This window comes from Mycolicibacterium arcueilense, from assembly GCF_058536225.1.
This window is the reverse complement of the sequence record NZ_JBZTYL010000007.1, coordinates 410,679-436,819: the sequence shown is the minus strand read 5'-3', so window position 1 is coordinate 436,819 and position 26,141 is coordinate 410,679. Positions and strand designations below refer to the sequence as shown.

The following is a 26,141-nucleotide window of genomic DNA, read 5'->3' as shown; positions in this document are numbered from 1 at the left end:
GACCGGCGCTTGGGAGCTGCCGGAAGAACTTGTGATGCTGCGCGATACCGTGCGGCGTTTCATGGATGCGCACGTACATCCGCTCGAGGAGAAACTCGACCACGACAGCGTCGGGCTGCCTCGTGAGCAGCTGGTCGATTTGCAGGCTAAAGCCCGGGATCTCGGACTGTGGGCATTGCAGACACCCGAGGAGTACGGCGGCGCCGGGCTGAGTGTGCTGGGTCAGGTGGTGGTCGCCGAGGAGGCCGCGAAATGCCGGATGGGAGCGTTCTTCCCTGCGCTCGGCGCCTTTGGCGGTAACCCACCGAACATTATGTTCAAGGCCACGGCCGAGCAGTTCGAGAAGTACGCCCGGCCGATTATCGACGGCACCATGTCCAAGGCATACACCGCGATCACCGAGGCGTCAGGCGGATCCGATCCGGCGCGGGCAATCAAGCTCAAGGCTGTCAGAAGCGCTGACGGGTATGTGCTCAACGGCTCCAAGATGTGGATCTCGCACGCTCCCGGCGCCGACTGGGGAGTCGTATACGCACGTACGGGGGAAGGCCGCCAGGGCATCTCGGCGTTCATCCTGGAGAAGGACACCCCCGGCGTCACGTTCAGCCGCATCCCGGTGATGGCCTCCTTCGCCCCTTATGAAGTGCACTTCGACAACGTGCGATTACCGGCGGCGCAGCTGATCGGCGCAGAGGGACAAGGTTTCTCGCTGGCCAGCGACTTCCTCATCCACGGCCGGATCATCTATGCGGCGGGGCCGATCGGTATCGCGCAGAGTGCGCTGGACCTGGCCTGCCAATGGGCCAAGGACCGTGACGTGTTCGGCGGAAGGCTGGCCGACAAACAGGGTGTGCAGTGGATGCTCGTGGACAGCGAAGTGGAACTGCGGGCTGCTCGACTGTTGATGTACCAAGCCGCGTGGAATGCCGATCTGGGCCGCAATGTCCGGGTGGACGCATCGGTGGCCAAGATGTACGGCACCGAAGTGGCTTACAAGGTCCTGGATCGGTGCATCCAACTTCATGGCGCGCTGGGCATTTCCGCGGAGCTGCCACTGGAACGGTGGTTCCGTGACCTGCGGGTCAAGCGACTCGGTGAGGGTGCTACCGAGGTACAGCGCGAGGTTATTGCCAGATCACTGTTGAAATAGTTATATAGTTCGCTCATTGTCGGCGAGAGGGGTCACGTGCGCTACAACCTGATGTTCCCAATGCGGGCGGTCAAGCACTGGAATCAGTGGTCCGAGGGCGCCGCCATCGGCGATATCGCGCGACTGGTCGAAGAGGCCGGCTTCGACGGGTTCGCGATGTCGGAGCACCCCTACCCTGACAAGAAATGGTTGGCCAGTGGTGGCCACCACGCGTTCGACCCGTTCGTATCGTTGAGTTTTGCCGCTGCCGCGACCACCCGCATCCGGGTGATGACCTACATCCTGGTGTCGGGTTACCGCAGCCCGTTTTTGACGGCCAAGGGAGCCGCAAGCTTGGACCTGCTGTCCGGCGGCCGTTTCACTCTGGGCACCGGAGCCGGTTACCTGAGGGCCGAATTCGAGGCACTGGGAGCCGATTTCGGCCATCGTGGTGCACTGCTCGACGAGGCGATCTCCGCGTGGCGCGCGGCATGGGCGGGCATCGACCATGACGGACCCGCGTTCGGCGCGAGCGGTCACGTCGCGCTGCCGCCCCCTCTGACCCCTGGCGGTCCGCCGGTATGGATCGGCGGCAACAGCGACGCCGCACAGCGCCGCGTCATCGAGGTGGCCGACGGTTGGATGCCGATGGCCGCATCGGGTGAACTGGCCACCATCACCCGGTCGCGCCCGCTGGAAGACATTGGGACGCTCGGCGAATGGGTTGCTGCAGTTAACAAGCGCCGCGGCGAACTCGACCGCGGCCCCGCCGACGTGTCGTTCGTCCCGTTCGAGTCGGATCTGCTCGCCAGCGGCGACTGTACGGCTTACACCACTGCAGTGCAGCCCAGGCTGGACGACTACGCAGCGGCGGGCGTCACGTGGATCACCATCGAGCCCGCCAGTAGGAGCTTCAGCGACTTCCGCACCGATATCGACGTACTGGCATCCCGACTGATCAACCGCTGAGGGGCTGCTACGCATGGCGCTTCCCGATCTCGTCCTAGTCCATGGCGGCGAGCATGCCGCCGACTGCTGGGATCTCACTATTGCCGAATTACACCGTCAGGCACCGGATTTGCGCACCCTGGCGGTCGATCTCCCCGGCCGCGGCGCCAAGCCGGGTGATCTCGCCACCGCGACCATCGACGAATGGGTGGATTCGGTGGTCGCCGATATCGACGACGCAGACCTGGGCGCCATCGTGATCGTCGGCCACTCGATGGCCGGCGTCACGGTACCCGGTGTGGTGGCCAAGCTTGGCACGCCGCGGGTACGGGAGATGATCCTGGCGACCGCGTTTGTGCCCGGGCAAGGCCAGGCGATCGTGGACACTCTTGGCGGCCCGTTGGCGTTCTTTGCGCGCCGCGCCGCGAAAGGAGGCAACCCGGTGAAGATTCCACAGCTCGCGGCGCAATATGCCTTCTGCAACGGCATGACACGCGCACAACGCCAGTTCACGCTGACGCGCCTCTACGCCGAGTCCGCCCGCATTCCTGCCGAACCGGTCGACCGCAGCGGACTCCCCGACGATGTCCCGCGAACCTGGATTCTGACCACCCGGGACCGGGCGCTGTCACAGAAGTCCCAGCAGGCCAGCATCACGGCACTCGGCGGGGTACAGCACGTGATCCCCATCGATGCCTGTCACGAGGTCATGATCAGTCATCCAGAAGTGTTGGCAGGCATTCTGATCGAGCGGTGCCGGCTGCGAGGAGAAGCGTGACAAACTCATCGGCGAAGCCGTCCTGTTTCTTCGTCACCGATGGCAATGGTTATGTGCCAACCCCTTTGGCGAGAGGGCCGTGGGGTCCGTCGCTCAGCGGTCACTATGTGGGTGGATTGCTCGGGCGGGCTGTCGAGCAGGAAGTCAACGATGCCGATAGTGATCTGCAGCCCGCCCGGCTGACGGTCGACCTGCTCAGACCGGTGGCTCTGTCACCGCTGCAGGTGCATTCGTCGGTGGTGCGCGAAGGCCGCCGGCTTCGGCTGGTGGACGCGACGATGACGCAGAACGACATCATGGTGGCGCGGGCCAGCGCGTTGTTCCTCCGCCGCAGCGAGCACACCACAGACAAGGTGTGGACAATGCCGATGACGATGCCGGCGATCCCCGCTGGACTCGACGCGGTGAACGACGACCACCTCATGCTGTTCCATTCATACGGCCGCGATCCAGTCGCGGGCAGTCCGGGTGTCGGGGTCGACGAATGGCGACACGGTGGGCAGAAGTTCGCGTGGGTGCGGGAGACGAAGTCGCTCGTCGACGACGAGCCGCTCTCCCCTTTCACGCGCGCCGCGATGGCCGGGGACGTGACCAGCTCGATAACCCATTGGGGCACAGACGGACTGCAATTCATCAACGCCGACTACACCGTCACGCTCAGCCGGTTGCCAGAAGGTCCCTACATCGGTTTGGCGTCAGTCACGCACTACGGCCATGCCGGGGTCGGCACCGGCGTCGCCACCCTCTTCGACGCGTTGGGGCCTATCGGCAGCGGTATGGCAACCGCGTTGGTGAACCCCGGATTCACGCCACCGCGGTCGTTGGTACCGAGCTGAGCGAGCCCGACGGGGCTCAGGTGATGGCCCCTTCCATCTTCAGCTCAACCAACTCGTGATCGCAGATGCCGAGTTCCCGCAATACCTCGTCGGTGTGTTCGGCGAACATCGGCGCCCGGGTGAGATGCACCGTCGCCTCGTCGAACTTCACCGGATTGGCCACCAGCCGTTGCTTATTACCTTGTGCATCAATGACATCGGCGATACGCCCGTTGGCGATCAGCGATTCGTCATTGGCAGTCTCCCAGGCGTCCTGCACGGGCGCCCACTGCCCACCGGACTGGTTGAGCAGGTGCCTGCACTGCTCAAGGGTCCGCGAACCGATCGCATACGCGATCAGCTCGGTGGCCTCCTCGGCGTGTGCCGCCAGGGATTCAAGCGAGGCGAACCTCTCGTCATCGGCGGCTTCCTCCAGACCGAACACTCGGCAGACGGGAGACCAATAGCGAGTCGGCTGCAGCATCGACAATTGGATGAACCGGCCATCAGAACACCGGTACGCCCCTGTGAGTGGGTTACCCGGGGCTTGGCCGCGGTGATCGATTTTCGGTAACGGGCAGTCGTACAGCATCGCCAGGTTCAGATTGAATTGGTTGGCCCATGCACCCACCGCCAGCAGGGAAACGTCGATGACCGAGGTCTGGCCGGTGGTCTGCCTGCCGTACAACGCCGCAGCGACCGCGCCCGCGATGGTGATGCCGCCCATGTTGTCGCCGTACCCAGCGGCAGGCATACCAGCCGACCTCTCGGAGTCGGTGTGCGTCACCTCGTCGGCGCTGCCCGAGCGCGCCCAGAATGCCGTTACATCGTGTGCGCCGGAGTCCCGGTCCGGCCCTTCGCTGCCGAATCCACTGCCCGCCACATAGATGATCGACGGATTGATCCGCCGGATCGCATCAAGGTCGATCCGGAGCTTGGCCCGCGCCTGCGGTAGGTAGTTGGTCAGGAAGACATCACTGCGCCGAACGAGTTCCTCGAACACCGGGCGCGAGTGGTTGAGCGCCAGGGACAGCCCGACGCTACGCTTGCCGCGGTTCGGCGCCTCCATCATCGGCGCGAACGCAACCCCCGGTGCGGTGGCCGAGCGGCCGCCGACGGTCACCAATCCCCTTTGGCCGTCACCGGTTACCGGATTCTCGATCTTGATGACATCGGCGCCCCAATCGGCGAGCACCGCGCCCGCCGAGGGCACGAAGGTGAACTGTGCGACTTCCAGGACACGCACCCCTGTCATCGGTTTCTGCATCTACCCACATCCATCCTCGGGCCAGGGCTGAGCATGTCACGGCGCTTCGAATAGCCAATCCATCTTCTGCGCCTAGTTACCAACGTTGCGAGACATGGAACGCGTCGATCAACTCGCACGCCCTGCCTCTTGAACCACATTTTCCCATTTTTGTGGTTCGCACCACACGCTAAGGTCGACTGTGGCGTGAAGTCAAGACGTTCTGTGGGATCGGGGTGGCAAGAATGACGAGCGTGTCGGGGCGAGCGAGTTCGGGGCGAGCCGCCCCGTGGGGAGCGGATGCGCCTGTCGGCGAAGAGCAGGCCCGGGAGCGATTGTTGGCCGCAGCCGAAGCGTGCTACCTAGAGCGCGGTCCGGCCCGTACCCGGATGAGCGACATAGCCAACAAGGCCGGCGTGCATCGACGCACCCTGTACGACTACTTCCCCACCAAGGACGCGCTGCTGGCCGCGTCATTCGTGCGCGCGACCAGTGCCGTAATCGACGCCACCGGACCGCTGTGGAATACCGACGAACCGTTCCTCGACCGCCTCGTCAATGCGACAGCGGTCGGGTTGAAGGCAGCGCGCAGCTCACCGACCATGGCGCTGCTGATTGGCACCGACGACCTGGGCCGGACCTTCCACGCAGCAGAGGCTTCCGAAGCCTGGAGTCAGCACCTCGCGCAGGTGCTGGGACAACGACTGGAAGTGGCCCAGGCCGCCGGCGAAGTCCGCGACGATCTCGCCGCTGACACCATGGCGCACTGGGTGACCCGTATCGCGTTCAGCCTCGTTGCCGAACCCGGTCGGCCCGAGGACGGCGGCGACGCAGGGCTCCTCCGCGCGTTCCTGCCCGCTTGCTTGGCTCCTCGAACGCGTTAGGACCCACGCTGCATGTTGCGTGCAAGCAGCGCGGGCGACCACGTCGGCGTACCCCTTGGCGGTCTGCTCCGGCGCGAATCGGCCGTCGATGCGGGCCGCACAAACTCGCCGAGGCAATTCACTGCGTTCGATAGGTGATGGTGTACCCGATGTTGCCGACCGCGATCAGCCGCCCGGTGTCATCGGACACCCTTACCGAGAGGGCAATCGTCGTCGCACCGACGCGGTCGACCGTGGTGGTCGCGCGCAGCGTCGAACCCTCGCGGGCCGGCGCAAGGTAGCGGACGAATACGTCTGTAGTCGATCCCGCACATCCGGTGAGATGTAATGCGCCCCAGCCCGCCACCCAATCGATCATCGTCGCGGTCGCGCCACCATGAACCGAATCGGCAAGGTTGAGAGTCTGGGGCCCGGCGTACATCTCACCCACCCAAGCGCCGTCGGGATGCTCGTCTGCAGCACGCAGCCCGAGAAAGTCGGCAATGGGGATCGCACCCTCGAGATTCACCGTGTCTATCCGCGTCCGATTAGCGCGCCTTCCATATGGGTTGACGCTTCTGCGCGAAGGCCAACGGGCCTTCCTGTGCGTCTTCGGATTTCAGGAGCAACGCGAACTCACGCGAAGTGCGGTCCCACTTGGGTTCCTCAGAGGCGATGACACCGTCGTCGGCGCCGTACGCGAGCCGCTTGCTGGCCTGTACCGACAACGGCGCGTTCACCGTGATCCGCTCGGCGAGCGCCAGTGCCGCTTCCACCACGGTGCCGTCTGGCACTACCTGGTTGATCAGCCCCCATCGCAACGCCTCATCAGCGGTGATCGGTTCGCCGGTGAACACGAGTTCGAGCGCCACCTTGCGCGGCAGTTGTTCGACGATCCGGAATACGCCACCCGCGCCGGCGATCAGGCCGCGTTTGACCTCGGGCAGCCCGAAACTGGCCGTCTCACCGGCGACCACCAGATCGCTGGCCAGCGCCAACTCCGATCCGCCGCCCAGGGCGGTGCCGTTGACCGCGGCGATGGTGGGCTTGTCGATGAAGTGGTGAACATAACCGGCGAAACCCCACTCCGGGTGCGTGTCGTGGAACAGGTTCTCGCCACGCGAGATCGCCTTGAGGTCCGCACCGGCGCAGAACGATTTGTCTCCGGCGCCGGTGAGCACCACCGCCCACACATCGGGATCCTGTTGCGCCGCCTCCAGCGCGTCGCCGACCGCCGTGCTCACCGCACCGTTGACCGCGTTGCGGGCGTCCGGCCGGTTGATCGTGATGAGTGCGACGTTGCCCTTGCGCTCCACGATGGCGGCGTCAGTCATGATTTCTCCTTGTCGATTTGTTGAGAACCGTTCGTCTGTCCGGCGCCGAAGTCCGCCAGAATGGCGAGCAGTCGGCGCCTGTCAACCCTGAGCAGGTCGCGTCACTCCTCTTCGAGCACCAGAGCCAATTCAGGGCATGCGGCAACTCCATCGCGGACGCGCTGCTGATCCCCAGGCCCGACTTCGGTCGGCTCAAGTGCCGAGTAGCCCGAGTCATCGATCGGGAAGAGATCCGGATCGACGGCGTAACACTGCGCGTGGCCTACACATTTCGACCGGTCGAGATGAACCTGCACGCGACCTCCTCCACTCGACCGCCAACGATTGCGGCGGTGCCGAGACTCCAATCCATAACACTAAAGGATTAACTATTTAGTTTTACCGGATGGCATCACCGGTCGCGCTTGGAAGTGGGGCCCAAGCCGACAACCCGCAGGAATGCCCATCCAGCGATTGCCACAATCTGACATCGTTGTCACATAAGAGGAACCCCGGTAGCATGTCTTTACCGTGCACAAACCCTAACATTCGAGCGGATGATCAGGCCTGTATCCCACTTGATTCTGACAGCTATATCCGATAGTAATGAGGCGTCGTCCACCGGTAGAGAGGTCCACGAATGACGTCCGAGCTCAACAACGAAGAGACCATGCTGGTCGAGACGGTGCGGACGTTCATCGACCGTGACGTGAAACCCTCGGTGCGCGAGGTCGAACACGCGAACGAATACCCACATGCGTGGATCGAACAAATGAAGCGCATCGGAATCTTCGGCCTGGCCGTGCCCGAGGAGTACGGCGGATCACCCGTGTCGATGCCCTGCTACGTGCAGGTGACGCAGGAGCTTGCCAGAGGCTGGATGAGTTTGGCCGGTGCGATGGGTGGGCACACCGTGGTCGCCAAGCTGATCTCGCTATTCGGTACCGAGGAACAGCGTCGAAAGTATCTACCGGACATGGCAACCGGTGAGAACCGGGCAACGATGGCACTCACCGAGCCTGGTGGCGGTTCGGATCTGCAGGCGATGACGACCACGGCGCGCGCCGATGGCGACGAGCTCGTCATCAACGGCACAAAGACCTGGATCAGCAATGCCCGCCGATCCAATCTGATTGCCCTGCTGTGTAAAACGGATCCACAGGCTTCGCCGCGCCATCGCGGCATCTCGGTGGTGTTGGTCGAGCACCGGCCCGGCCTGACCGTGTCGCGGGATCTGCCTAAGCTCGGGTACAAGGGCGTGGAGAGTTGCGAGCTCTCGTTCGACGATTGCCGGGTGCCGCAGTCCGCAATACTCGGCGGCGAGCCCGGCAAGGGATTCGCCCAGATGATGAAAGGCCTTGAGACAGGACGAATTCAAGTGGCATCGCGCGCACTCGGCGTGGCGACCGCGGCACTCGAAGACGCTCTCAAATACGCGCAGGAACGCGAAAGCTTTGGTCAGCCGATCTGGAAACACCAGGCGGTGGGCAACTATCTGGCCGACATGGCAACCAAACTCACCGCGGCCAGACAGCTCACTCGGCATGCCGCGGAGCGCTACGACAGCGGTGAACGCTGCGATATGGAAGCCGGGATGGCCAAACTGTTCGCCTCAGAGGCTGCCATGCAGATCGCCCTGGACGCGGTCCGCATCCACGGCGGTTACGGGTATTCGACCGAATACGACGTCGAGCGCTACTTCCGCGACGCCCCACTGATGATCGTCGGCGAAGGCACGAACGAGATCCAGCGCAACGTCATCGCCGCGCAACTGGTCTCCCGCGGAACCCTGTAAACCCACGCAACGAACGAGGGATCGACCGTGGCCTACGTAATCACGCAGAACTGCTGCAAAGACGGCAGTTGCGTCCCGGTCTGCCCGGTGAGCTGCATCCGTCCCGCCGGCAGTCCAGGCGAATTCACCGGGACCGAGATGCTGTACATCGATCCTGACGCGTGCATCGACTGCGGCGCCTGCCTGGAGGAATGCCCAGTCGACGCGATCTTCTACGACGAGGATCTTCCACCCGACCAGGAGCGGTTTCGCGAGATCAATGCCAGATTCTTCGAACGACACCCACTGCAGATCCACAGCCAAGAAACACCGTTGGAACGCCACGGCGTCAAGCCAGGTGCACTGCGGGTTGCCGTCGTCGGCGCCGGTCCTGCCGCCTGCTATGCGTCCACCGCGCTGATCGGCGTCGACGGCGTCGAGGTCAATCTTTTCGAACGCCTCCCCACGCCATTCGGCCTGATCCGCGCCGGCGTCGCGCCGGACCACCAGCACACCAAGTCTGTCGTGCGAATCTTCGACCACACCTTCACCAACAAGCGCTTCGAGTGTTATCTCAACGTCGAGATCGGTTCGGACCTGACCCACGACGAGTTGTTGGCGCATCACCATGCCGTCATCTATGCGGTCGGGGCATCCCGCAGCCGGGAGCTCGACCTACCTGGTAACGAACTGCCCGGCAATCACTCTGCCGTCGACTTCGTGGGCTGGTACAACGGTCATCCGGATCACGCACATCATGTGTTTGATCTGTCCGGAGAGCGGGCCGTAATCATCGGCAACGGCAACGTCGCGCTGGATGTCGCGAGAGTGCTGCTGCTCGACACCGACCATCTGGCGACCACCGACATCGCACCATATGCCTTGGCTGCCTTGTCCGACAGCAGGATTCGCGAAGTGGTGGTCCTCGCGCGACGTGGACCCCGTGACGCGGCCTTCTCCACGGGCGAGTTCCTCGCTCTCGGCCACCTCCCCGGAGTCGACGTCATCATCGACAGCACCGACTTGGCGACCCGCCCGGACGACGATGTCGAGACTGTGCTCAAACTCCAGATCGCACGCGAGTACGCAGACCGGCCCAGCACCGCTGCAAACAAGCGGATCGTCTTCCGATTCGCGGCGTCTCCGACCGAAGTGGTCGGCTCTGACCGGGCCGAAGGCCTACGCGTGGCAACCAACGGCTCACCGGAAAGCGAACTGCTGACGGCGCCACTGATACTGCGCGCCATCGGATATCAAGGATCGGCGATCGATTCGCTGCCTTTCGACGCAGCAAGAGGCGTGGTTCCCAACGAAGGCGGTCGGGTCATCGATGAACACGGTCAGCCCGTCCCCGGTGTCTACGTGACCGGGTGGATCAAACGCGGACCGCGTGGCGTCATCGGCACCAACCGAAACTGCGCGGAAGAAACGGTCGCCGCCCTGCTGGAGGACTTTCATACCGGCAAGTTGGCCCCCGATGTGGCTGACCCCGCGGGCGTCAGGCGACTGCTCAGCGAGCGCGGATTGTCACCGATCGGATGGGCAGGTTGGCGGTCGATCGACGCCGCCGAACGTCGACGCGGGGCCGAGGTGTCCCGGCCCCGCGTGAAGTTCACAGCCATTGCCGACATGGTGTCGGCGGCGAATCTCTGAACCCGTTCAGACACCGGCTAATTCGTGTTCGCCAGCAATGACCCGTGGGAAGTTGAGCATCCGCCGGGCGTTCTGCTCGACGATCAGTGAGCATTCTTCGTCCGGCACATCGGCGAGCACCTCAGCGGCCCGCTGACGCGAATTGGGCCAGTTGGAATCGCTGTGCGGGAAATCGATTTCAAGCGTGATCCGGTCGATACCGATCTCGTGGCGGTTCTTCAACCCGTGCTCATCGTCGATGAAGCAACCCCAGAAATGCTTCTTGAAGAGATCCGACGGCCGGGTGTCGAAATCGATGTTCTGGTAATAGCGGTGACGTTCCCACACATAGTCCGAGCGCTCCAGGATGTAAGGCACCCAGCCGATACCGCCCTCGGCCAGCGAGATCTGCAGATTCGGGAACTTCTGCAGTTTGCCGGAGAACAAGAGGTCGACCGTCGTCCACATCAGGTTGGTGGAGAACAGCGTGATCGCCACGGCGAACGGGGCGTCTGGGATGACCATCTGGCCGGGCACAGGCTTCATCGACGAGAACGAGAACCCCGGCACGTAGGAGCCCGACCCGAAGTGCAGGGATACCGGCATTTGCGCATCAGAGCAGACCTGCCACAACGGATCCCAGTGATCGGAATGAAACGACGGCAACCCCAGCGGCACCGGGCTGTCCGGGAACGACACCGTCCGCGCCCCCTTCGCCGCCACTCGCTCAGCCTCGGCGACGGTCGCATCGATATCCCACACCGGCAGGATCGCCAACGGGACATAACGATCCGGTGCGGTGGCGCACCACTCGTCGATATGGAAATCGTTCCACGCCTTCACACACAGCAGGGCGAGTTCCTTGTCCTGGGCGCGATAGAAGGTACCGCCGCCGAAGCCCGGGAAGGACGGAAAGCACAGCGCGGCCTGCACACCGTCCACGTCCATGTCGGCAATGCGGGCCACCGGGTCATAACAACCGGGGATCATGTCCTCGTAGCGCACTGGATCCATGCCCCACTCCTCGGGCGGCTTGCCCGCCACCGCGTTGAGGCCGATCGTCGGGAAGATCTGCCCGTCGTAGCTCCACAGGTGCTTACCGTCCATCTCAAGAATCCGCGGCCCGGCATCGAGGAACCGCTGCGGCAGGCGGTCTTGCCACACCCGCGGGTGTTCGACTAGGTGGTCGTCGACGGACACGATCTGGTGTTCATCTTGAAGCGGCACTACACGCTCCTTCTTTTCTGACATTTCGTCTTGTTTTCTGACGGTTCATCTCAGAGACTATATGACGTAGGACACGATCGTCTACCGATTGAGAGCCACGACATGAACACCTTGGATCAAGCCGGCGAGGCCGGCTCCCGCGGGAAGATCGACGAGGACGACCATGATCTGCTGACCTTCGGAGAAGCAGGTGAGCGTTTGCGCCTCGAAATCGCCACGGCCGCAGCGAAGCTCGAGGGAATCCGGCAGACCGGGTCCCCGACAGACGTGGAGAAGGCGAGCGCCCGGCTGGGAGCGCTACGCGCCGCAGCCAAGCGCAACAGCGCCCAGCCCATCAACGACGACAACTTCGAGAAGTTCTTCGGCTACCCCGGCAAGGCCAAACGCAACCTGCCAGGACCACCGCCGTAGGCCACCGCCGGGTGGACCAACCCGGATACTTCTCCTATGGCGCCTACCCCCGACAAGACACGCCGTCCCGGTTACGCCCCGTCGGACAACGTCGGCGTGGGACGACGCGGCTTGCACACTCGGCAGCGGATCCTGACCTGCGCTGCCGACGCCTTTCTGTCCAACGGCTTCCACAGCACCTCCCTGGACACCATCGCCAAGGAGGCAAACGCCTCCCGAGCGACCGTCTACCAGTACTTCGCCGGCAAGGAGGAGATCTTCCGTGAACTGAGTGACGCGGCCGGGCGCGCCGTACTCGACCATGGCGAACGACTGGGCGATCTTGGCCCGACCGTGCACGGGTTTGGAGCGTTGCACCGCTGGCTCACCGGATGGGCCGACATCTATGACGCCCACACGGCCGCGTTCGCGGAGTACCCCGGTATCGGTACCGAGATGTCGGTCATTGATGCCGGTCCAGTCGCCGAGGAGTATCGCAGGCGCGTGACTGCCCGGCTAAACGCCGCGAAACTGCAAGGACTCGGCACCGATGATGCGGCGGCGGCGCTCATGCGCATCCCGCACATGGTCCACCTCTACCGGCACCGCGCGATGTTCCCGCTGCCTGCCCGCGAGGTGGTGTCGTGGTCGCTGGCCGTTGCCTTGCAGCTCATGCTCTTCCCCGACACCCCGGCAGAGGCCTTGGCCGCACCACCCCCAATCACCGGAGCGACCGACATGCCGACTGACGTCGCCGAACGAGCCGCGCCCGAGCCCGCCACGGTGACCGACGAGCTGTCGCCGATAGCCCACGACGTTCTGTTGGCCAGCTCGTCATTGTTCGCCGAGCATGGCTACTACGCGGTCAGCATGGAGGACATCGCAGCCGCTACCGATATCAGCCGCGCCACGCTGTACCGGTATTTCAGCGCCAAGGACAAGATCCTCGCCGAACTCACCCGCGAGGCGGTGGCCGAGATCGAGGAGTCCGCCACCGCCCTGACTCGTATCGCCGACACCGACGCGTTCACAAGATGGGTTCATGGCTATGTCCGGTTCCACCGCGGCTACCGCGGTGTCATCCGGGCCTGGTTCGATGGCACCGTCGCCGAGCAGCTCTCCGACGCTGCGGTGGGTCACGGTATCGGGGCGATCCACCTGGCGGTGAATACGTTGCTGCAGACCATCGAACTGCCGGACGCTATCGACCGCGAAGCGGCCGGTGCGGTGTTTCTCGCGGTATTGGGACGGATGACCGAACCGACTGCGATCGACGAACCCGACAGCGACGAGCGCGCCGGCGACCTCATCGTGAACTTGCTGCGACGCTCCCTGCTTCGCTCGGCCTGGGGTCAGCCCGGGGCGCCGACGTAGCCCGCCGCTGAATTGCGCAACTGCCAGATCTGGGCCGGGCACAGCTCCTGGGCCGATTGCGAGATCAGATACGAAGCCTGGAATTCGTCCGAGGTGTTGAAGTCGGACTTGATATCACCGACCAGCTGGGCATAGCTCTTGCCCGCTGCGATCTTGTCGCACACCCCGTACCCGTAAGCCAGTGCCTGGTCCGCGTTGGCGAAGTTGTATCCGGGCCGCACCGTCACGTTGACGAGATACCCGACGTTGTCCGCATGGGCCACCGGCGTGCCCACCATCACGGCAGCCAACAGCGCGGGGAGCCCGACCGATGAGATTAGTTTCCTCATAACCAGGCAAAGCGTAATTCATTTATATGTTTACCGGTAGTCTGCTCAACCATGTTCCCCACCCGCATCGGCCGTCGTTGCACGTTGACACTGGCGCTGGCGTCCGGGCTCGCAGCCGCGGTCGCGATGCCGTCCGCACAGGCCGACAACAAACGACTGAACGACAGCGTATTCACCAACATCTACACGGCACAGAAGCAGAATGGCTGCGTCACCAATCCGAAACGGGACGGTCGCCTGGTGGAGGCGGCACGCCTCCACGCACTCGACGTGCTCAACAACCCAAACATCAACGGAGACATCGGCTCTGATGGCTCGACCCCGCAAGACCGCGCCAACGGCACCGGGTTCGTCGGCACGGTGTCAGAGACCGTCGCGATCAATCCGGCGCTGGCAATCAGCGGAATCGAAATACTCAACCAATGGTGGTGGGATCCGCCGTCTCGGGCCACTATGCAGGACTGCGCGAACACAGCTATCGGTGTCTGGTCGGAGAACAGCCTGGCTCGCTCCGTGGTGGTCGCGGTGTATGGGCAGCCTTCGCTGTAGCTCAGACTGCCAGTTCGGCGCGCAGGCGCTTCTTGTCCACCTTGCCGCTGGGCAGCACCGGCAGTTCGGCGGCCAGCACCAGTCGGCGCGGGACCTTGTAGCGGGCGAGCCGTTGGCGCACTCCATCCTGCAGCACCTCGAGCGTCAAGGTCGCGCCAGCCGATGGCACGACGACCGCGCAGACCGCTTCGCCCCAACGGTCGTCGGGCACGCCGACCACTGCGCAGGCCGCCACCCCGTCGATCGCACTCAGTGCGTCTTCGACCTCCGGCGAGTAGACGTTCTCCCCACCGCTGATGATCACGTCCTTCTTGCGGTCCACCAGGTAGAGCAGCCCGCGTTCGTCCACGCGGCCCACGTCGCCGGTGTGGCACCACCCGTCGCGTAGCGTCACCTCGGTTGCCGACCTGTCCTGCCAGTAGCCGCGGAACATTGAGCCGGATCGCACGACGATTTCGCCGGCGTGCCCGGCCGGCACATCGCGTCCGTCCTCGTCGACGATGCGAATCCGGGTGCCGGGAAACGGGAATCCGACCGAACGCAGCTGCGCTTGCGCGTCGGGGGTATGTAGTTCTCGTGGCAGCCCGGACACAATGACCTCGGTCTGCCCGTAGAGGTTGAGAAAGCCCGCGCCGGGAAGCACCGACATCGCGCGCCTCAGCACAGTCGCCGTCATCGGTGCGGCCGAATACACCACGGTGCGCACCGATTCCACATCCGCGCGCTCCCCTACGGCATCGAGCAGTGCCCGGAGCATGATCGGCGCCAGATGCAACACCGTGATCCGCTGGGCCGCAATCAGTCGCACCGCATCGGCAGCGTCGAACTGCTGCTGCAGCACCACGGTTCCGCCGCGGGCGTGCAGGCCGCCGACGATCGCGAGTGCCCCAACGTGGAACATCGGCATGGTGATCAACCCGCGGTCATCACTGCCGCAACACATCTCATTGTTCATCGTGAGCGCGACGGCACGCATCTCCCGTTGCCCGAGAATGCAGCACTTCGAAGCGCCGGTGGTGCCACTGGTGAACAGTAGGTAGGCGATATCGTCGGGCTCGGCGACGAGCTCGAGCGCCTCACTGGGCGCAGCGCTGAGGAAGCCTTCGTAACCGACGGTCCCCGGTGGTGGTTCGCAGCCGAAGGCCACCACAAGTGGCCGAGACGGCAGACCTGACATCAGGTCAGTGATCACGGCGACGAACTCGTCGGCGACAAACACGATCGACGGTTCCACCCGGCGTACCACGTCGCGGATCTCCGGCGTCGCGAGCCGGAAGTTGATGGTGGCCAAGATGATTCCACTGAGTTGGGTGGCAGCGTTCAGCTCACCGAACTCGATGCTGTTCCGGCTGAGCACCGCGACGCGATCCTGGCGCCGCAGGCCGGCCGCGGCCATCGCCGACACCAGCCGTACGGCCCGGTTACGCAACTGCGCGTGACTGACGGTGCGGTTGCCGCACCGGTAGGCGGCCACGTCCGGGAAACGCACGGCGTTATCGGTCACGATGTCGCCGAGCGTCATGCCGTCGGCCGTGTCCATCGCGCGAGCCCCGCGGCCCTTACCGACTACTCAGCAGCATGGACCCGGCGACCGGGCCGCCACCCACGCCGACGGCCACCACTTCGGGCGTCTTCGGGGCCTGCCGCTGCCCGCCCTCGCCCCACATCTGCACACACGCCTCGTGTAGGAAGCCCATACCGTGCAACCGGCCGCCGGAGAGCTGCCCGCCGCTGGTGTTGATCGGCAGCGCGCCGTCCAGCGAGATGCGGGAACCGTCGTTCAAGAACTCCCCGACCTTGCCGTGATCGCAGAAACCCAACGCCTCCAACCACATCACAGTCAGGAAGGAGAAGCCGTCATACAGCTGCGCCATGTCCACGTCGGCGGAAGTCAACGTGGTGTGCTCCCACAGTGTGGCAGCCGAATCGTGGGCGGCCATCGTGGTGATATCCGAACGTTGGTCCCAGGTGGCGCGTTCGAACATGCCCGGCCCGACGGACTCCACCGTCAGCGGATGCCGTGGCAGGTCGGCTGTGGCATCACGGCGCGACACGATCACGGCGGTGGCACCATCGCATGGAACATCGCAGTCGTAGAGGCACAGCGGCTCGGAGATCATCCGGGCGCCGAGGTAGTCCTCCATGGTCATCGGGTCGCGGTAGACCGCGTCGGGGTTGAGCCCAGCATTGGTGCGCGCGTTGATCGCGATGAGGCCGAGATGCTCACGTGTCAAACCGAAGTCATGCATATAACGCTGGGCGGGCATCGCCAGCCAGTTCGCCGCCGACAGCGCGCCGAACGGAGCCATCCATTCCAGATGCGGGGGCAGCTCGCCCCCGCCGAACAGGACCGAGGCGCGCCCGCCGCCGGCCTGCTGTGCCGCGGTCGACTCCCACACCGACCGGTACACCACGACGTGGTTGGCGAGCCCCAGACTGACCGCCATGCAAGCCTCGATCACCGGGCCGATCTGGCCTGCAGTCTCCATCGCCGACATGTACCAGCGCGAGCGCATACCCAGGGCATTTCGGACTTCCTGGACGGTGGCACCGGAGAACCCGGCGTCGGGCACCCCTGGCCCCGGGTAGCTCGCGATGCCGTCAACGTCGTCGACGCTCAACCCGGCGTCCTCGATTGCCCGCAGTACGGCTTCCAACGTCAGGTCCAGGCCGGTGCGGCCCAACCGGCGCCCGACCTGCGACTTACCCGCCCCGGTGAGGACGGCTTTGCCCTCGAACGGACCGCCCCTCATGCGATCACCTCCTCGCCATCGATACCAGCCAACTGTTTAACCCTTTCAGCTTGCACCGCAGCCATCAGAACACGAACCGCGCGATCAGTTCGGCGACTGCGGCCGGTTTGTCGACGCCGTCGATCTCGACGGTATGACGAACCGTCAGGTTCACGGCGTCCTCTCCCACCGGGGTGGCGTCGGCGAGCTGGGAGCGGACCCGGATGCGGCTACCGACCTTGACCGGGGACAGGAAGCGCACCTTGTTCAGGCCGTAGTTAATGCCCAATTTCGCGTTCTGCACGCGATAGTTGTCCTTGCTCACGCCCGGGATCAGCGAAATCGTCAGGAAGCCATGGGCAATCGTGGCGCCGTAGGGACTTTCAGCCTTGGCCTTCTCGACATCGACATGGATCCACTGGTGGTCCATCGTCACGTCCGCGAACTCGTCGATACGGGTCTGGTCGATCTCTACCCACCGGCTCACTCCGAGTTCCTCGCCGATCGTCGCGACCGCCTCGTCGACAGACCCGATCACCTTCATTGTCCAGCTCCCTCTGACGTCACCCGCTATACCGATATTCATTTAACGGTATAGACTGACTGCGCTCTCCGGGCAAGCGACCCGGACATTCGAGGATCTTGGGAGACACATGGGCTCGACGACGTCCCGCGCAGCGATTGTGGCCGCTGCCCGCACACCGATCGGAACCGCACGCCGGGGCACGCTGGCCAACACGCCGGCGATCGAGCTCGCCAAACCGGTGGTCGCTACCGTCGTCGAACGGTCCGGTCTCGGTGCCGCGGACTTCGATGACCTGGTGCTGGCCGAGAGCCTGCAGGGCGGCGGCGACAGCGCCCGCTACGTCGCCGTCGATCTCGGCCTTACCAACATCCCCGGCCTCGCTGTGAACCGCCAGTGCGCGTCCAGCCTCTCGGCGATCGCCGTCGGCGCCGGCCAGATCGCGGCAGGCATGAGCCGGGCCATCCTGGCCGGTGGCATGGAATCCTGCTCCACCACGCCACTGCTGCGTAAGCGCAAGCCGTTTACCACCGGCAAGGCTGCCGAGGATTACGAGGATCCATGGTTCCCGTTCTCTCATCCCCCCACCGCGGACGCCCCGGCCCTGGACATGTCGATCACCGTCGCACACAACTGCGCGGTGCAGTACGGCATCACCCGCGAAGCGCAGGACGAGTGGGCGCTACGCAGTCACCAGCGCGCGGTCAAGGCCATCGACTCCGGCTCCTTCCTCGACGAGATCGTGCCAGTCCGGGTGCCGCAGGCCGACGGCTCGACCATCACCTTCAGCCAGGATGAACATCCACGCCGCGACAGTTCACTCGAGACACTTGCGGGCCTGAAGGTGCTCCATCCCGAGATCGACGGCTTCACCGTGACCGCCGGCAACTCCTCAGGTGTCAACGACGCCGCCGCCGCGGTGGCGCTGACCACCCCGGATGCCTCCCGCGAGGTGCTGGCGCACGTGCTGTCGTGGTCGGCAGTCGGCGTGGCGCCGAACCGTACCGGCAGCGGACCCATCACCGCCATCCCCAAGGCACTGGAGCTGGCCGGCCGCAAACTGCAAGACGTGGCACTGTTCGAGATCAACGAGGCGTTCGCCGCCCAGGCAGTCGCGTGTGCCCGAGAGCTCGGGCTCGACGAGGAGATCGTCAACGTCTATGGGTCAGGCATCAGCCTGGGCCATCCGATCGCGGCAACCGGGGCCCGAATGGTCACCTCGGCGATCTACGAACTGCGCAGGCGTGGTGGCGGTCTCGGCGTGTTGTCCATGTGCGCCGGCGGCGGCATGGGCGCGGCGATGGTCATCGAGGTGAGCTGAGATGACCACATTGATCACCGAGGGACTGTTCCGAATCGACGGCGACCGCGCCGTCCTGTTTGCGTCGCGCCGGCGGTCGACGGGTGCCGTGAAATTCCCGGCCGAGCGACCGGAACTCTTCGATGGCGCTCCGGACATCCAGGACGATATCGAGGCGATCGAGTTGTCCACCGAGGGAACGCTTTACACCTACACCACCCAGCAGTTCGCGCCACCGCTCCCGTACAAGGGCAACCGGTCCCCCGAGGTGTTCAAACCCTATGTGGTGGGTTTCGTCGAACTGGCCGAGGGCCTGCTGGTGGAGACGTTGATCATCGGTGCGGAACCGGCCGACCTGCGGATCGGGCAGCGCCTGGTATCAACGACCACCACGTTGGAGACCGCCGACGGCAAGTCGCTGGTGACGTTCGCGTTCCGGCCTGCCTAAGCTCGGCGGTGTGACAGACCTGGGCACCCCTGAGTTCGGGCTTCACCCCCTGCACGGTGTGCACCAGCCCACGACAGGCAATCCGCCGCGCCGTCGTCGGTCCGCGCGTCGCACTTCGTCGATCGACATGACGCGCGATACGGGCGCGCTGGACCCGGTGTACTTGGCTGGGCGGGCCCGCGATATCTGGACCGACGACGCGGGCGCGGTCACCGAAATCGGTTCGGCCGGTTTGTCGGCCACCGTCGAATTGGTGGCCCGTGTGGTACGGCATGTTGAGGTGACGCCACCGGTCGCGGCGGTGGCCCGACTCTCAGGCGCACCGGCCATGAGCGGGTTCCGCGCCACCGCCGACAAGGCGGCCCCGGAATTGCGCCGGACCCGAGACCTGCGCTACGCGCTGCTTGACGATGTTCCGGTCGCGACGCTGATCTCCGGGCATGCGTTGTCGGCGTCCGGTCTACTCGGGGACGTCGGGAGTTCCGGCTATCTGCCCGTCGCCGATCAATGTGCGGGCTTCGCCGCCGGCGGGCTGCTGATGACCTCCTTCGAGGCGGGAGATCCGGTAGTCGTCACCGGTCCACAGGCTCCCGATCTCGATCACAGCGACGATCCCTATGCCTGGCATCAGGTTTCACCATTACCGCGCTATGGCATGCGTCGCCGGCGCCGCGTCGACGTCTTCGAGGAGACACCCGAGCGGATCGGGATCGACGCTATGTTTCGCGATACCTATGTACACGGAGATGACCTGGAGACGATCATCCACGAGTACACGCTCACCGCCACAGTGGATGCCGCCACCGGCGTCATCGTCGACTCACACGCCACACCACGGGTGCTGCCGTGGCAGGAATGCCCGGGCGCGGTCGCCAGCGCCGAGCGCATCACCGGAATGACATTGCGCGACCTACATTTCCGCGTTCGTCAAGAATTATTCGGGACCAGCACCTGCACGCATCTCAACGATCTGCTGCGCAGCGTCGCCGACGCTGCGCAGCTGATGGAGCGGGTGCGCGGCGGGTAACCCGAGCACGACGCCGTCGACAATGTCTTCAGCGGACGCCGGACGACGTGGAATCAGCAGCAGCTGTGGCAGTTTCGGGATAGAAGCCGCGAGCCCAATTGCGCAGCTGGCGGAACCCCGCGGCTTCGGAGGCGGTCAGGCCCGGCGGATCCATATAGACCTGGCTGTCCCAGATCGCGATATCGTCGGGCAATGCCGCCTGGGCCGCCTTCAGGCGTTCGTCGTAGTTGCCGTTGGCCTCGTCGATCCAGTACGTGGAGAAGATATCTGACGTCTCGTCGTCGACTGGCGTGGCGCAGATGGCGATGACCCGGTACCCCTCGCGGGTGTGTTCGCCGTTGAAGGCAATGCCGAGGCCGGACCAGTAGATCTCCAGGGTGTTGGTGGTCTCCCCCGGAATGTCGACCCCATCGCTCCACCGACGGCCGAAGCCGACCTTTGCCGACCACGTCGAATCGTCGCTGCTCTCCCGCAACACCGTTGGGCTCACCGGGGTGTGGTGGACAAATCGGAAATGATGCGGATCGACGGCGTTCTCGGCAATGACCTGCGGGTGCACGTGGATCCCTGGGAACTTGATGCGCGCCTCCGGCCCAACCGGGAGGTACCCCCGATCACGGATGTGGTCCCCGAGTACCCGCAGCCCGTCCGGCACCTCCCACATCGGGTCGCGTCCAGACGCGTCATGCCAGATGTAGATGGAATCGTTGAGTTCGGCCACCGGCCAAGACCGCACCTTGCGGCCACGGTTCGGACGGTTCTCATACGGGATCCGCACATTGCGGCCGTGCCCGTTCCATACCCAGCCATGGAACGGGCATTGAATGCCGTCCTCGACGACGCAACCGCCCTTGGACAGGTTCGCGCCAAGGTGTTGGCAGTGCGCATCAAGCACGTGCACGGCGCCCTCGAGGTCGCGGAAGGCGACAAGTTCGACGCCGAAATAGCGCAAACCGATGACATCACCTCTGGCGATGTCGGCGCTCCAACCGACCTGGAACCATCCGGTCGGCTGCATGCTGGGCAGGCCCTTCATCATTTCTCCTTCGACGTCTGCACCCGAGGACTGGAGCCGAGGGCGGGCGATCGCCTCCGCCGTACGAGTCGGGATGCGGTTGAACCCACCATAACGGGAATGGCGTTCCCAAACAATGCTCGTGTTATTTTGGGAATTGGATTCCCCGAAAGGAATGCGCGCATGAGTGACCAATCCGAACGCGACGCGATCATGCGTGCCGCCTACCGGTTGATCAGCCGTGGCAGCGACTCGACCAGGGCCAGCACATCGATCGAGAAGATCCTGCAAGCGGCGGGGGTCAACCGGCGCATCTTCTACCGCCACTTCGCCTCCAAGGACGACTTGATCATCGCGATGCAGGAGTGGGCGGGCGAGTTGATCCTGACCGACCTACAACAGGCCGTCGACGCTGCGACGACGCCGGCCGCGGCGGTGGCCGCCTGGATCGAGCACTACCTCAGCATCGGCTGGCAGGAGACCCGGTTCCGAGATGCATTAGCGTTCATGTCAACAGAAGTCGCCGGCGCCCCGGGTATCGGCGCGGGCCTCGAAGCCACCTACGCCCGTCACCGCGAGGTGCTCACTGCAGCACTGACCGAGGGGTTGGCCGACGGCAGCCTTCCCAATGCGCGGCCCGAACTCGACTCGTTCGCCATCCACGCGGTCGCCGTGCGCCACCTCGAGGCGCGTATCCGCGGCCGCCTGGGCACCGATTTCGACGAGGTTCGCAATCAGATGACCCGGCTGATCTTAACCGGATTATCAGCGGCGCCAGTGGAGCCCTGACCGGCCATGGGAATACCATTCCCAAACAGGTGTAATTCGGCCGATAAAGCGCGACGACAAGGCTACGGCATCACCATTTGGCCGATCATCTCGGCGACCACCGCAATCATCTCGTTGCGGTCGACGGCGACCGTTTGCCGGTGCACGGTATGCCAGGCCCGGTCCAGCAGGCCCATCACCGCGACACCGATGACATCCGGTGAATGCGGGCCGTTTCCGGCGATGGCCTGACCCAACTTCCACGATGCGCGAGACACCATGCGGTTACGGGAGTTTCGGAAGTCGTCGTCATCGGGGGCGGACTGCGCCGAAGCCAGTACGAACGCGCCGTGGTGGTCCATGTAATCGAAGTAGTGCCCGACCCAGGTCCGAATGTCATTCGCGCCGAACGGTTCATCGGCGTCCGCCCATTCGGCGATGACAGCGAGAACCTCGTGATAGGCGTTCTTGCCGAGGACGTTGAAGATCTCCCGCTTGTCCTTGAAGTACGTGTAGAACCCGGCCCGCGAGATGCCGCACGCCTCGGTGATCGCATTGATCGGGGTGCCGGCGTAGCCCCGTTCCAAGAACAGCCGGCGACTGGCCTCCAGGATTGCCGACCGGGTGCGTTCACCCCGGCCGCGGTCCAGTTGCGCACCGGCCGCGGTACCCGAGGTCATCGTCATGCGGATGACCATATATGACACATATGTCAAGTTCAATCATCGCAGTTCAATATTGTTTCTTACAGATCGCCTGCCCATACTTGACACTAGTGTCAAGTATGGGCGATGCTCTTGCCGAGCCCACGTTTTGACCTTGAGGGAGAGACCGATGACACCGCCCACTGACCAGTTCACGGATGCGCCGATTTTCGATGCAGATCAGCACATGTACGAGACACCCGACGCGCTCCTGAAGTTCCTGCCGGACAAGTACAAGTCGAAGGTGCAGTTCGTCCAGATCGGCCGCCACACCAGGATCGCGATCCTGAACAAGATCACCGACTACATGCCGAACCCCACTTTCGAACGGGTCGCAGCCCCCGGCGCACACGAGCGGTTCTACTCGGGCCAGAACCCCGAGGGCCTGACCATGCGGGAAATGTCCGGACGCGGTATCGATGCGCCGCCGGCGTCACGCAACCCCGAAGACCGCATCGCCGAACTGGACCGCCAGGGCGTCGATTCCTGCCTGAACTACCCCACATTGGCCAATCTGGTCGAGCATTCCTCGGCCGAGGATCCGGAGCTGACGGCGGCGATCATCCACGCACTCAACCAATGGATGCTTGAGCACTGGGGTTTCAGCCACGCCAACCGCATCTACTCGACGCCAGTCATCAACCTGGGCCTCCTTGATGAGGGCCGTCGCGAACTCGAATACATCTTGAACAACGGCGCCAAGGTCGCGTTGATCAAGCCGGCGCCGGTGTACGGCTACAAGGGCTGGCGTTCCCCCGCCTTGCCCGAGTTCGACCCGTTCTGGAAGGACGTCGAGGACGCCGGGCTGCCGATCGTGTTCCACGCCAGCCAACCCCCACTGCAGGAGTACATCGACAAGTGGGAGCCGGCGGACACCAGCAACGCCTTCGAGATGTCGGCGTTCAAATGGACCGCGCTGGGGCACCGCGAGATCGCCGACATGCTAACCAGCATGATCTGCCACGGCACCCTGACCCGGTTTCCGAAGCTCCGGATCGCCAGCGTCGAGAACGGAAGCGCCTGGATCAAACCGCTTTTCGATGATCTGGCGTCAACCTACGGCAAGATGCCCCAGAACTTCCCCGAGCACCCGCACGAGGTCTTCCGCCGCAACATCTGGGTCAGCCCATTCTGGGAGGGCTCGGTTGCCGATGTGGTCAAATCCGTCGGGTGGGACAAGGTGCTGTTCGGTTCGGACTGGCCGCATCCCGAAGGCCTGGAGACCCCCAAGGGCTACTTCAAGTACGCCGAGGGTATGGATGAGCGCCGCACCTACGACTTCATGGGCGACAACGCGCGGCGCTTCATGGGTCTGCCGATCGCCAACCCCGACCCAGAGGCCGTCAAGCCTCCGGTGTTGGCGAACGCCTGAGCACTAAAAGGGCGCCCGGGCCTGTTGCCCGGGCGCCCTTTTAGCTGTCAGTCGCTGGCGGGCAGCGGCTTGGCTTCCTTGAGCGCCAGCGCGGTCGTGCCCACAGCGAGGGTGCCCGCACCGGCCCTGGTGACCAGCACCTCGGCGTCACCCGCATCCACATACCGTTTACCCATCGCGTTGCCGTCGGCCAATGCGGGGTCGGGCGCGGCACCGATCGGGCGGTCGGCGCCCACCGGGACCATGGGCTGACCGCCACAGCGCAGATCGTCGAGACTTTCCGCCGCCTTGACGACAATCACCTGGGTTTCACAAACCTGGCTCTGCAACCGGGTTCCGTTCTTGATCATGCTGCGCTCCTTGCTCTTTCGGCGAAATTGTTCATTTGTCGGCGGAGGCTAGCCTGAGGTCATCGAGGATCTCGCGGCGCAACACCTTGCCGGTAGGGGTGGTCGGTAGCTGCCCGCGGAACACGATGCGGTCGGGCGTGCGGGACCCGCGCAGTTTGGTGCGGGCGAATTCCCGCAGCTGCTCGGGTTCCGGATCCCGGCCGGCCTCACGCACGATCACCGCGACGATGATCTGGCCCCATTCGGCATCCTCAAGGCCGACGACAGCAACCTCGCGGACATCGGGGTGTTCGACAAGCACATCCTCGATCTCCGACGGCGCGATGTTCTCGCCACCCCGGATGATGGTGTCGTCGGATCGACCGCCGATGAACAGGTAGCCCTCGTCGTCGAGCATCGCGATGTCCTTGGTCGGGAACCACCCTTCGGCGTCGAGTACCGAGCCGATTTCGGCATACCGGCCGGAGACCTGCGGGCCACGTACGAACAGCTCGCCGGTGTCACCTGGGCCGAGCACGGTACCGTCCTCCGCGCGGATCTGCACCTCGATATCGGGTACCGGACGACCGACCGAGCTCAACCGCCGGGCGACGACTTCATCGTCGGCGACGTGGGCCTGACGGTGGTCGTCCGGGGTCAGCACCGCGATGGTCGAGCTGGTCTCGGTCAGCCCGTAGGCGTTGACGAAGCCGACATGTGGAAGCAGATCAAGCGCCTTACGGACGAGTGGCTGCGCGACCTTCGATCCGCCGTAGGCCAGGCTGCGCAGGGTCGGGAGCTCGGTGGCGTCTTGCTCCAATACGGACACGATGCGGTCCAGCATGGTCGGCACCACGGTCGCGGTGGTGACCCCCTCGTCGGCCACGAGGCGCACCCATTCCCGCGGATCGAACCGCCGCAGGTACACCACCGTCCGACCGGCGTAGAGGTTCGACAGCGCGGCCATGACCCCGGCGATGTGATACGGCGGTACACATACCAGTGCGACGTCCGCTGGGGCGGCAGATCCGAACTCCACGGCTCCGGTGACGTAGCTGGTGAGATTGTTGTGCGTCAGCTCAACGGCTTTCGGTCGCGACGTGGTGCCCGAGGTGAACAACACGACCGCCACATCATCGGGATCGGCGAACTCCGCCGCAGGCTCGGCTGACCGCGCGGAGGCTATGAATTCGGCGGAGCTCACTACGCGCGCCCCGGCCACCATGTCGCGGTAGTCGTCATCGACCACGATCAACGGGTCGGCCAACCTGTCGATGAGCTGCCCCAGCCCGTCGGCACTCAGCCGGTAATTCAGCGGGGTGAACGCGGCGTTGGCGCGTGCCGCGGAAAACATCAGCAGCGGGAGCATCGCGCCCCCGGTGCCCACGTAGACGACGTGCGATGCCCCCGAGGAGGCCACTACGCCTGCGCCGCCGTCGGCGAGTCCGCTCAATTCGGCCGCGGTCAGCCGGATATCGCTGTCCACGAAGGCGACCCGGTCAGGATCATCCGAAACAGCCATCTCAAGTAGCAACGAGATACTCAACGCCCTCATC

28 protein-coding genes are annotated in these 26,141 nt (G+C 64.5%); 15 read left to right on the top strand and 13 right to left on the bottom strand.

Annotated features, from left to right (window positions below; all coding sequences use genetic code 11):
- Positions 1 to 34 precede the first annotated feature (34 nt).
- The 4 genes from AC4LGL_RS06285 to AC4LGL_RS06270 are packed head-to-tail and all read left to right on the top strand — an operon-like array spanning position 35 to position 3,691.
- The gene (locus AC4LGL_RS06285; protein WP_061263340.1) at positions 35 to 1,150 is read left to right on the top strand and encodes an acyl-CoA dehydrogenase family protein; all 1,116 of its coding nucleotides are present in this window, start codon (positions 35 to 37) and stop codon (positions 1,148 to 1,150) included.
- Between the two features lie 51 nt (positions 1,151 to 1,201).
- The gene (locus AC4LGL_RS06280) at positions 1,202 to 2,098 is read left to right on the top strand and encodes a TIGR03619 family F420-dependent LLM class oxidoreductase (protein ID WP_174814598.1); all 897 of its coding nucleotides are present in this window, start codon (positions 1,202 to 1,204) and stop codon (positions 2,096 to 2,098) included.
- A gap of 13 nt (positions 2,099 to 2,111) precedes the next feature.
- Positions 2,112 to 2,855: an alpha/beta fold hydrolase gene (locus AC4LGL_RS06275; RefSeq protein ID WP_061263243.1), complete on the top strand. Its 744-nt coding sequence runs from the start codon at positions 2,112 to 2,114 to the stop codon at positions 2,853 to 2,855.
- The gene (locus AC4LGL_RS06270) at positions 2,852 to 3,691 is read left to right on the top strand and encodes a thioesterase family protein (protein ID WP_061263242.1); all 840 of its coding nucleotides are present in this window, start codon (positions 2,852 to 2,854) and stop codon (positions 3,689 to 3,691) included. The genes AC4LGL_RS06275 and AC4LGL_RS06270 overlap by 4 nt, the downstream gene beginning before the upstream one ends.
- Before the next feature lie 16 nt (positions 3,692 to 3,707).
- On the opposite strand, the gene AC4LGL_RS06265 is transcribed toward AC4LGL_RS06270, so the two are convergent.
- Positions 3,708 to 4,937, bottom strand: a complete 1,230-nt coding sequence (locus tag AC4LGL_RS06265; RefSeq protein WP_077743314.1) for a CaiB/BaiF CoA transferase family protein — start codon at positions 4,935 to 4,937, stop codon at positions 3,708 to 3,710.
- Positions 4,938 to 5,161: 224 nt separating this feature from the next.
- On the opposite strand from AC4LGL_RS06265, the gene AC4LGL_RS06260 reads away from it, so the two are divergent.
- Positions 5,162 to 5,800: a TetR/AcrR family transcriptional regulator gene (locus AC4LGL_RS06260; RefSeq protein ID WP_061263240.1), complete on the top strand. Its 639-nt coding sequence runs from the start codon at positions 5,162 to 5,164 to the stop codon at positions 5,798 to 5,800.
- A 118-nt stretch (positions 5,801 to 5,918) separates the two neighbouring features.
- Here AC4LGL_RS06260 and AC4LGL_RS06255 read toward each other — a convergent pair whose 3' ends face one another.
- The 3 genes from AC4LGL_RS06255 to AC4LGL_RS06245 form a co-directional block, all read right to left on the bottom strand.
- A complete protein-coding gene (locus AC4LGL_RS06255; RefSeq protein ID WP_061263239.1) occupies positions 5,919 to 6,308 on the bottom strand; it encodes a PaaI family thioesterase in 390 nt (129 codons plus the stop codon).
- A gap of 19 nt (positions 6,309 to 6,327) precedes the next feature.
- Positions 6,328 to 7,113: an enoyl-CoA hydratase-related protein gene (locus AC4LGL_RS06250; protein ID WP_061263238.1), complete on the bottom strand. Its 786-nt coding sequence runs from the start codon at positions 7,111 to 7,113 to the stop codon at positions 6,328 to 6,330.
- A 101-nt stretch (positions 7,114 to 7,214) separates the two neighbouring features.
- The gene (locus AC4LGL_RS06245; RefSeq protein ID WP_072278936.1) at positions 7,215 to 7,409 is read right to left on the bottom strand and encodes a ferredoxin FdxE; all 195 of its coding nucleotides are present in this window, start codon (positions 7,407 to 7,409) and stop codon (positions 7,215 to 7,217) included.
- Positions 7,410 to 7,732: 323 nt separating this feature from the next.
- Between AC4LGL_RS06245 and AC4LGL_RS06240 the strand changes: the two genes are divergently transcribed.
- A complete protein-coding gene (locus AC4LGL_RS06240) occupies positions 7,733 to 8,887 on the top strand; it encodes an acyl-CoA dehydrogenase family protein (protein WP_061263236.1) in 1,155 nt (384 codons plus the stop codon).
- A 27-nt stretch (positions 8,888 to 8,914) separates the two neighbouring features.
- Positions 8,915 to 10,519, top strand: a complete 1,605-nt coding sequence (locus tag AC4LGL_RS06235; protein ID WP_061263235.1) for an FAD-dependent oxidoreductase — start codon at positions 8,915 to 8,917, stop codon at positions 10,517 to 10,519.
- A 6-nt stretch (positions 10,520 to 10,525) separates the two neighbouring features.
- Here the strand turns inward: AC4LGL_RS06235 and AC4LGL_RS06230 are convergent, their stop codons facing one another.
- Positions 10,526 to 11,725 (bottom strand): amidohydrolase family protein, encoded by a 1,200-nt coding sequence (locus AC4LGL_RS06230; protein WP_061263339.1) that lies wholly within the window; start codon positions 11,723 to 11,725, stop codon positions 10,526 to 10,528.
- A 102-nt stretch (positions 11,726 to 11,827) separates the two neighbouring features.
- Here AC4LGL_RS06230 and AC4LGL_RS06225 point away from each other — a divergent pair, with 102 nt between their 5' ends.
- Together AC4LGL_RS06225 and AC4LGL_RS06220 are read left to right on the top strand one after the other, a co-directional pair.
- Positions 11,828 to 12,136: a hypothetical protein gene (locus tag AC4LGL_RS06225; protein WP_061263234.1), complete on the top strand. Its 309-nt coding sequence runs from the start codon at positions 11,828 to 11,830 to the stop codon at positions 12,134 to 12,136.
- A gap of 36 nt (positions 12,137 to 12,172) precedes the next feature.
- The gene (locus tag AC4LGL_RS06220; RefSeq protein WP_061263233.1) at positions 12,173 to 13,489 is read left to right on the top strand and encodes a TetR/AcrR family transcriptional regulator; all 1,317 of its coding nucleotides are present in this window, start codon (positions 12,173 to 12,175) and stop codon (positions 13,487 to 13,489) included.
- On the opposite strand, the gene AC4LGL_RS06215 is transcribed toward AC4LGL_RS06220, so the two are convergent.
- Entirely contained in the window at positions 13,468 to 13,818 is a 351-nt protein-coding gene (locus AC4LGL_RS06215; protein WP_061263232.1) for a DUF732 domain-containing protein, read from the bottom strand. The two genes, AC4LGL_RS06220 and AC4LGL_RS06215, sit on opposite strands and share 22 nt — an antisense overlap.
- A 51-nt stretch (positions 13,819 to 13,869) precedes the next feature.
- Here AC4LGL_RS06215 and AC4LGL_RS06210 point away from each other — a divergent pair, with 51 nt between their 5' ends.
- Positions 13,870 to 14,367, top strand: a complete 498-nt coding sequence (locus tag AC4LGL_RS06210; RefSeq protein WP_061263231.1) for a CAP domain-containing protein — start codon at positions 13,870 to 13,872, stop codon at positions 14,365 to 14,367.
- 1 nt (position 14,368) lies between these two features.
- Here the strand turns inward: AC4LGL_RS06210 and AC4LGL_RS06205 are convergent, their stop codons facing one another.
- From AC4LGL_RS06205 to AC4LGL_RS06195, 3 genes are all read right to left on the bottom strand, one after another.
- Entirely contained in the window at positions 14,369 to 15,907 is a 1,539-nt protein-coding gene (locus AC4LGL_RS06205) for a class I adenylate-forming enzyme family protein (protein WP_061263230.1), read from the bottom strand.
- Positions 15,908 to 15,926: 19 nt separating this feature from the next.
- Complete coding sequence (locus AC4LGL_RS06200; protein ID WP_061263229.1) at positions 15,927 to 17,120, bottom strand: thiolase family protein; 1,194 nt, start codon at positions 17,118 to 17,120, stop codon at positions 15,927 to 15,929.
- 64 nt (positions 17,121 to 17,184) lie between these two features.
- On the bottom strand, positions 17,185 to 17,643 hold the full coding sequence (locus AC4LGL_RS06195) for a MaoC family dehydratase (RefSeq protein WP_061263228.1): 459 nt from the start codon (positions 17,641 to 17,643) through the stop codon (positions 17,185 to 17,187).
- A gap of 109 nt (positions 17,644 to 17,752) precedes the next feature.
- Between AC4LGL_RS06195 and AC4LGL_RS06190 the strand changes: the two genes are divergently transcribed.
- The 3 genes from AC4LGL_RS06190 to AC4LGL_RS06180 are packed head-to-tail and all read left to right on the top strand — an operon-like array spanning position 17,753 to position 20,397.
- Positions 17,753 to 18,943, top strand: coding sequence for a thiolase family protein (locus AC4LGL_RS06190; protein ID WP_061263227.1), 1,191 nt, complete (start codon positions 17,753 to 17,755; stop codon positions 18,941 to 18,943).
- A gap of 1 nt (position 18,944) precedes the next feature.
- Entirely contained in the window at positions 18,945 to 19,370 is a 426-nt protein-coding gene (locus AC4LGL_RS06185) for a Zn-ribbon domain-containing OB-fold protein (RefSeq protein WP_061263226.1), read from the top strand.
- 10 nt (positions 19,371 to 19,380) lie between these two features.
- Positions 19,381 to 20,397, top strand: coding sequence for a DUF2889 domain-containing protein (locus AC4LGL_RS06180; RefSeq protein ID WP_077743312.1), 1,017 nt, complete (start codon positions 19,381 to 19,383; stop codon positions 20,395 to 20,397).
- Positions 20,398 to 20,425: 28 nt separating this feature from the next.
- On the opposite strand, the gene AC4LGL_RS06175 is transcribed toward AC4LGL_RS06180, so the two are convergent.
- Positions 20,426 to 21,433: an aromatic ring-hydroxylating oxygenase subunit alpha gene (locus AC4LGL_RS06175; protein ID WP_491838056.1), complete on the bottom strand. Its 1,008-nt coding sequence runs from the start codon at positions 21,431 to 21,433 to the stop codon at positions 20,426 to 20,428.
- 162 nt (positions 21,434 to 21,595) lie between these two features.
- On the opposite strand from AC4LGL_RS06175, the gene AC4LGL_RS06170 reads away from it, so the two are divergent.
- The gene (locus AC4LGL_RS06170; protein WP_418020300.1) at positions 21,596 to 22,201 is read left to right on the top strand and encodes a TetR/AcrR family transcriptional regulator; all 606 of its coding nucleotides are present in this window, start codon (positions 21,596 to 21,598) and stop codon (positions 22,199 to 22,201) included.
- A 62-nt stretch (positions 22,202 to 22,263) separates the two neighbouring features.
- Here AC4LGL_RS06170 and AC4LGL_RS06165 read toward each other — a convergent pair whose 3' ends face one another.
- A complete protein-coding gene (locus AC4LGL_RS06165; RefSeq protein WP_061263338.1) occupies positions 22,264 to 22,866 on the bottom strand; it encodes a TetR/AcrR family transcriptional regulator in 603 nt (200 codons plus the stop codon).
- Between the two features lie 148 nt (positions 22,867 to 23,014).
- On the opposite strand from AC4LGL_RS06165, the gene AC4LGL_RS06160 reads away from it, so the two are divergent.
- Positions 23,015 to 24,256: an amidohydrolase family protein gene (locus AC4LGL_RS06160; protein WP_491838055.1), complete on the top strand. Its 1,242-nt coding sequence runs from the start codon at positions 23,015 to 23,017 to the stop codon at positions 24,254 to 24,256.
- 47 nt (positions 24,257 to 24,303) lie between these two features.
- Here AC4LGL_RS06160 and AC4LGL_RS06155 read toward each other — a convergent pair whose 3' ends face one another.
- Both AC4LGL_RS06155 and AC4LGL_RS06150 read right to left on the bottom strand, forming a co-directional pair.
- The gene (locus tag AC4LGL_RS06155; RefSeq protein WP_491838054.1) at positions 24,304 to 24,606 is read right to left on the bottom strand and encodes a hypothetical protein; all 303 of its coding nucleotides are present in this window, start codon (positions 24,604 to 24,606) and stop codon (positions 24,304 to 24,306) included.
- Between the two features lie 31 nt (positions 24,607 to 24,637).
- Complete coding sequence (locus tag AC4LGL_RS06150) at positions 24,638 to 26,131, bottom strand: class I adenylate-forming enzyme family protein (protein WP_491838053.1); 1,494 nt, start codon at positions 26,129 to 26,131, stop codon at positions 24,638 to 24,640.
- Positions 26,132 to 26,141: the final 10 nt, after the last annotated feature.

Coding starts and splice junctions, on each gene's coding strand:
- AC4LGL_RS06285 (WP_061263340.1), top strand. CDS start 35: ATGCTGCGCGATACCGTGCGGCGTTTCATGGATGCGCACGTACATCCG.
- AC4LGL_RS06280 (WP_174814598.1), top strand. CDS start 1,202: ATGTTCCCAATGCGGGCGGTCAAGCACTGGAATCAGTGGTCCGAGGGC.
- AC4LGL_RS06275 (WP_061263243.1), top strand. CDS start 2,112: ATGGCGCTTCCCGATCTCGTCCTAGTCCATGGCGGCGAGCATGCCGCC.
- AC4LGL_RS06265 (WP_077743314.1), bottom strand. CDS start 4,937: ATGCAGAAACCGATGACAGGGGTGCGTGTCCTGGAAGTCGCACAGTTC.
- AC4LGL_RS06260 (WP_061263240.1), top strand. CDS start 5,162: ATGACGAGCGTGTCGGGGCGAGCGAGTTCGGGGCGAGCCGCCCCGTGG.
- AC4LGL_RS06250 (WP_061263238.1), bottom strand. CDS start 7,113: ATGACTGACGCCGCCATCGTGGAGCGCAAGGGCAACGTCGCACTCATC.
- AC4LGL_RS06240 (WP_061263236.1), top strand. CDS start 7,733: ATGACGTCCGAGCTCAACAACGAAGAGACCATGCTGGTCGAGACGGTG.
- AC4LGL_RS06225 (WP_061263234.1), top strand. CDS start 11,828: ATGAACACCTTGGATCAAGCCGGCGAGGCCGGCTCCCGCGGGAAGATC.
- AC4LGL_RS06220 (WP_061263233.1), top strand. CDS start 12,173: ATGGCGCCTACCCCCGACAAGACACGCCGTCCCGGTTACGCCCCGTCG.
- AC4LGL_RS06215 (WP_061263232.1), bottom strand. CDS start 13,818: ATGAGGAAACTAATCTCATCGGTCGGGCTCCCCGCGCTGTTGGCTGCC.
- AC4LGL_RS06210 (WP_061263231.1), top strand. CDS start 13,870: ATGTTCCCCACCCGCATCGGCCGTCGTTGCACGTTGACACTGGCGCTG.
- AC4LGL_RS06205 (WP_061263230.1), bottom strand. CDS start 15,907: ATGGACACGGCCGACGGCATGACGCTCGGCGACATCGTGACCGATAAC.
- AC4LGL_RS06200 (WP_061263229.1), bottom strand. CDS start 17,120: ATGAGGGGCGGTCCGTTCGAGGGCAAAGCCGTCCTCACCGGGGCGGGT.
- AC4LGL_RS06195 (WP_061263228.1), bottom strand. CDS start 17,643: ATGAAGGTGATCGGGTCTGTCGACGAGGCGGTCGCGACGATCGGCGAG.
- AC4LGL_RS06190 (WP_061263227.1), top strand. CDS start 17,753: ATGGGCTCGACGACGTCCCGCGCAGCGATTGTGGCCGCTGCCCGCACA.
- AC4LGL_RS06185 (WP_061263226.1), top strand. CDS start 18,945: ATGACCACATTGATCACCGAGGGACTGTTCCGAATCGACGGCGACCGC.
- AC4LGL_RS06175 (WP_491838056.1), bottom strand. CDS start 21,433: ATGAAGGGCCTGCCCAGCATGCAGCCGACCGGATGGTTCCAGGTCGGT.
- AC4LGL_RS06170 (WP_418020300.1), top strand. CDS start 21,596: ATGAGTGACCAATCCGAACGCGACGCGATCATGCGTGCCGCCTACCGG.
- AC4LGL_RS06165 (WP_061263338.1), bottom strand. CDS start 22,866: ATGACGATGACCTCGGGTACCGCGGCCGGTGCGCAACTGGACCGCGGC.
- AC4LGL_RS06160 (WP_491838055.1), top strand. CDS start 23,015: ATGACACCGCCCACTGACCAGTTCACGGATGCGCCGATTTTCGATGCA.
- AC4LGL_RS06155 (WP_491838054.1), bottom strand. CDS start 24,606: ATGATCAAGAACGGAACCCGGTTGCAGAGCCAGGTTTGTGAAACCCAG.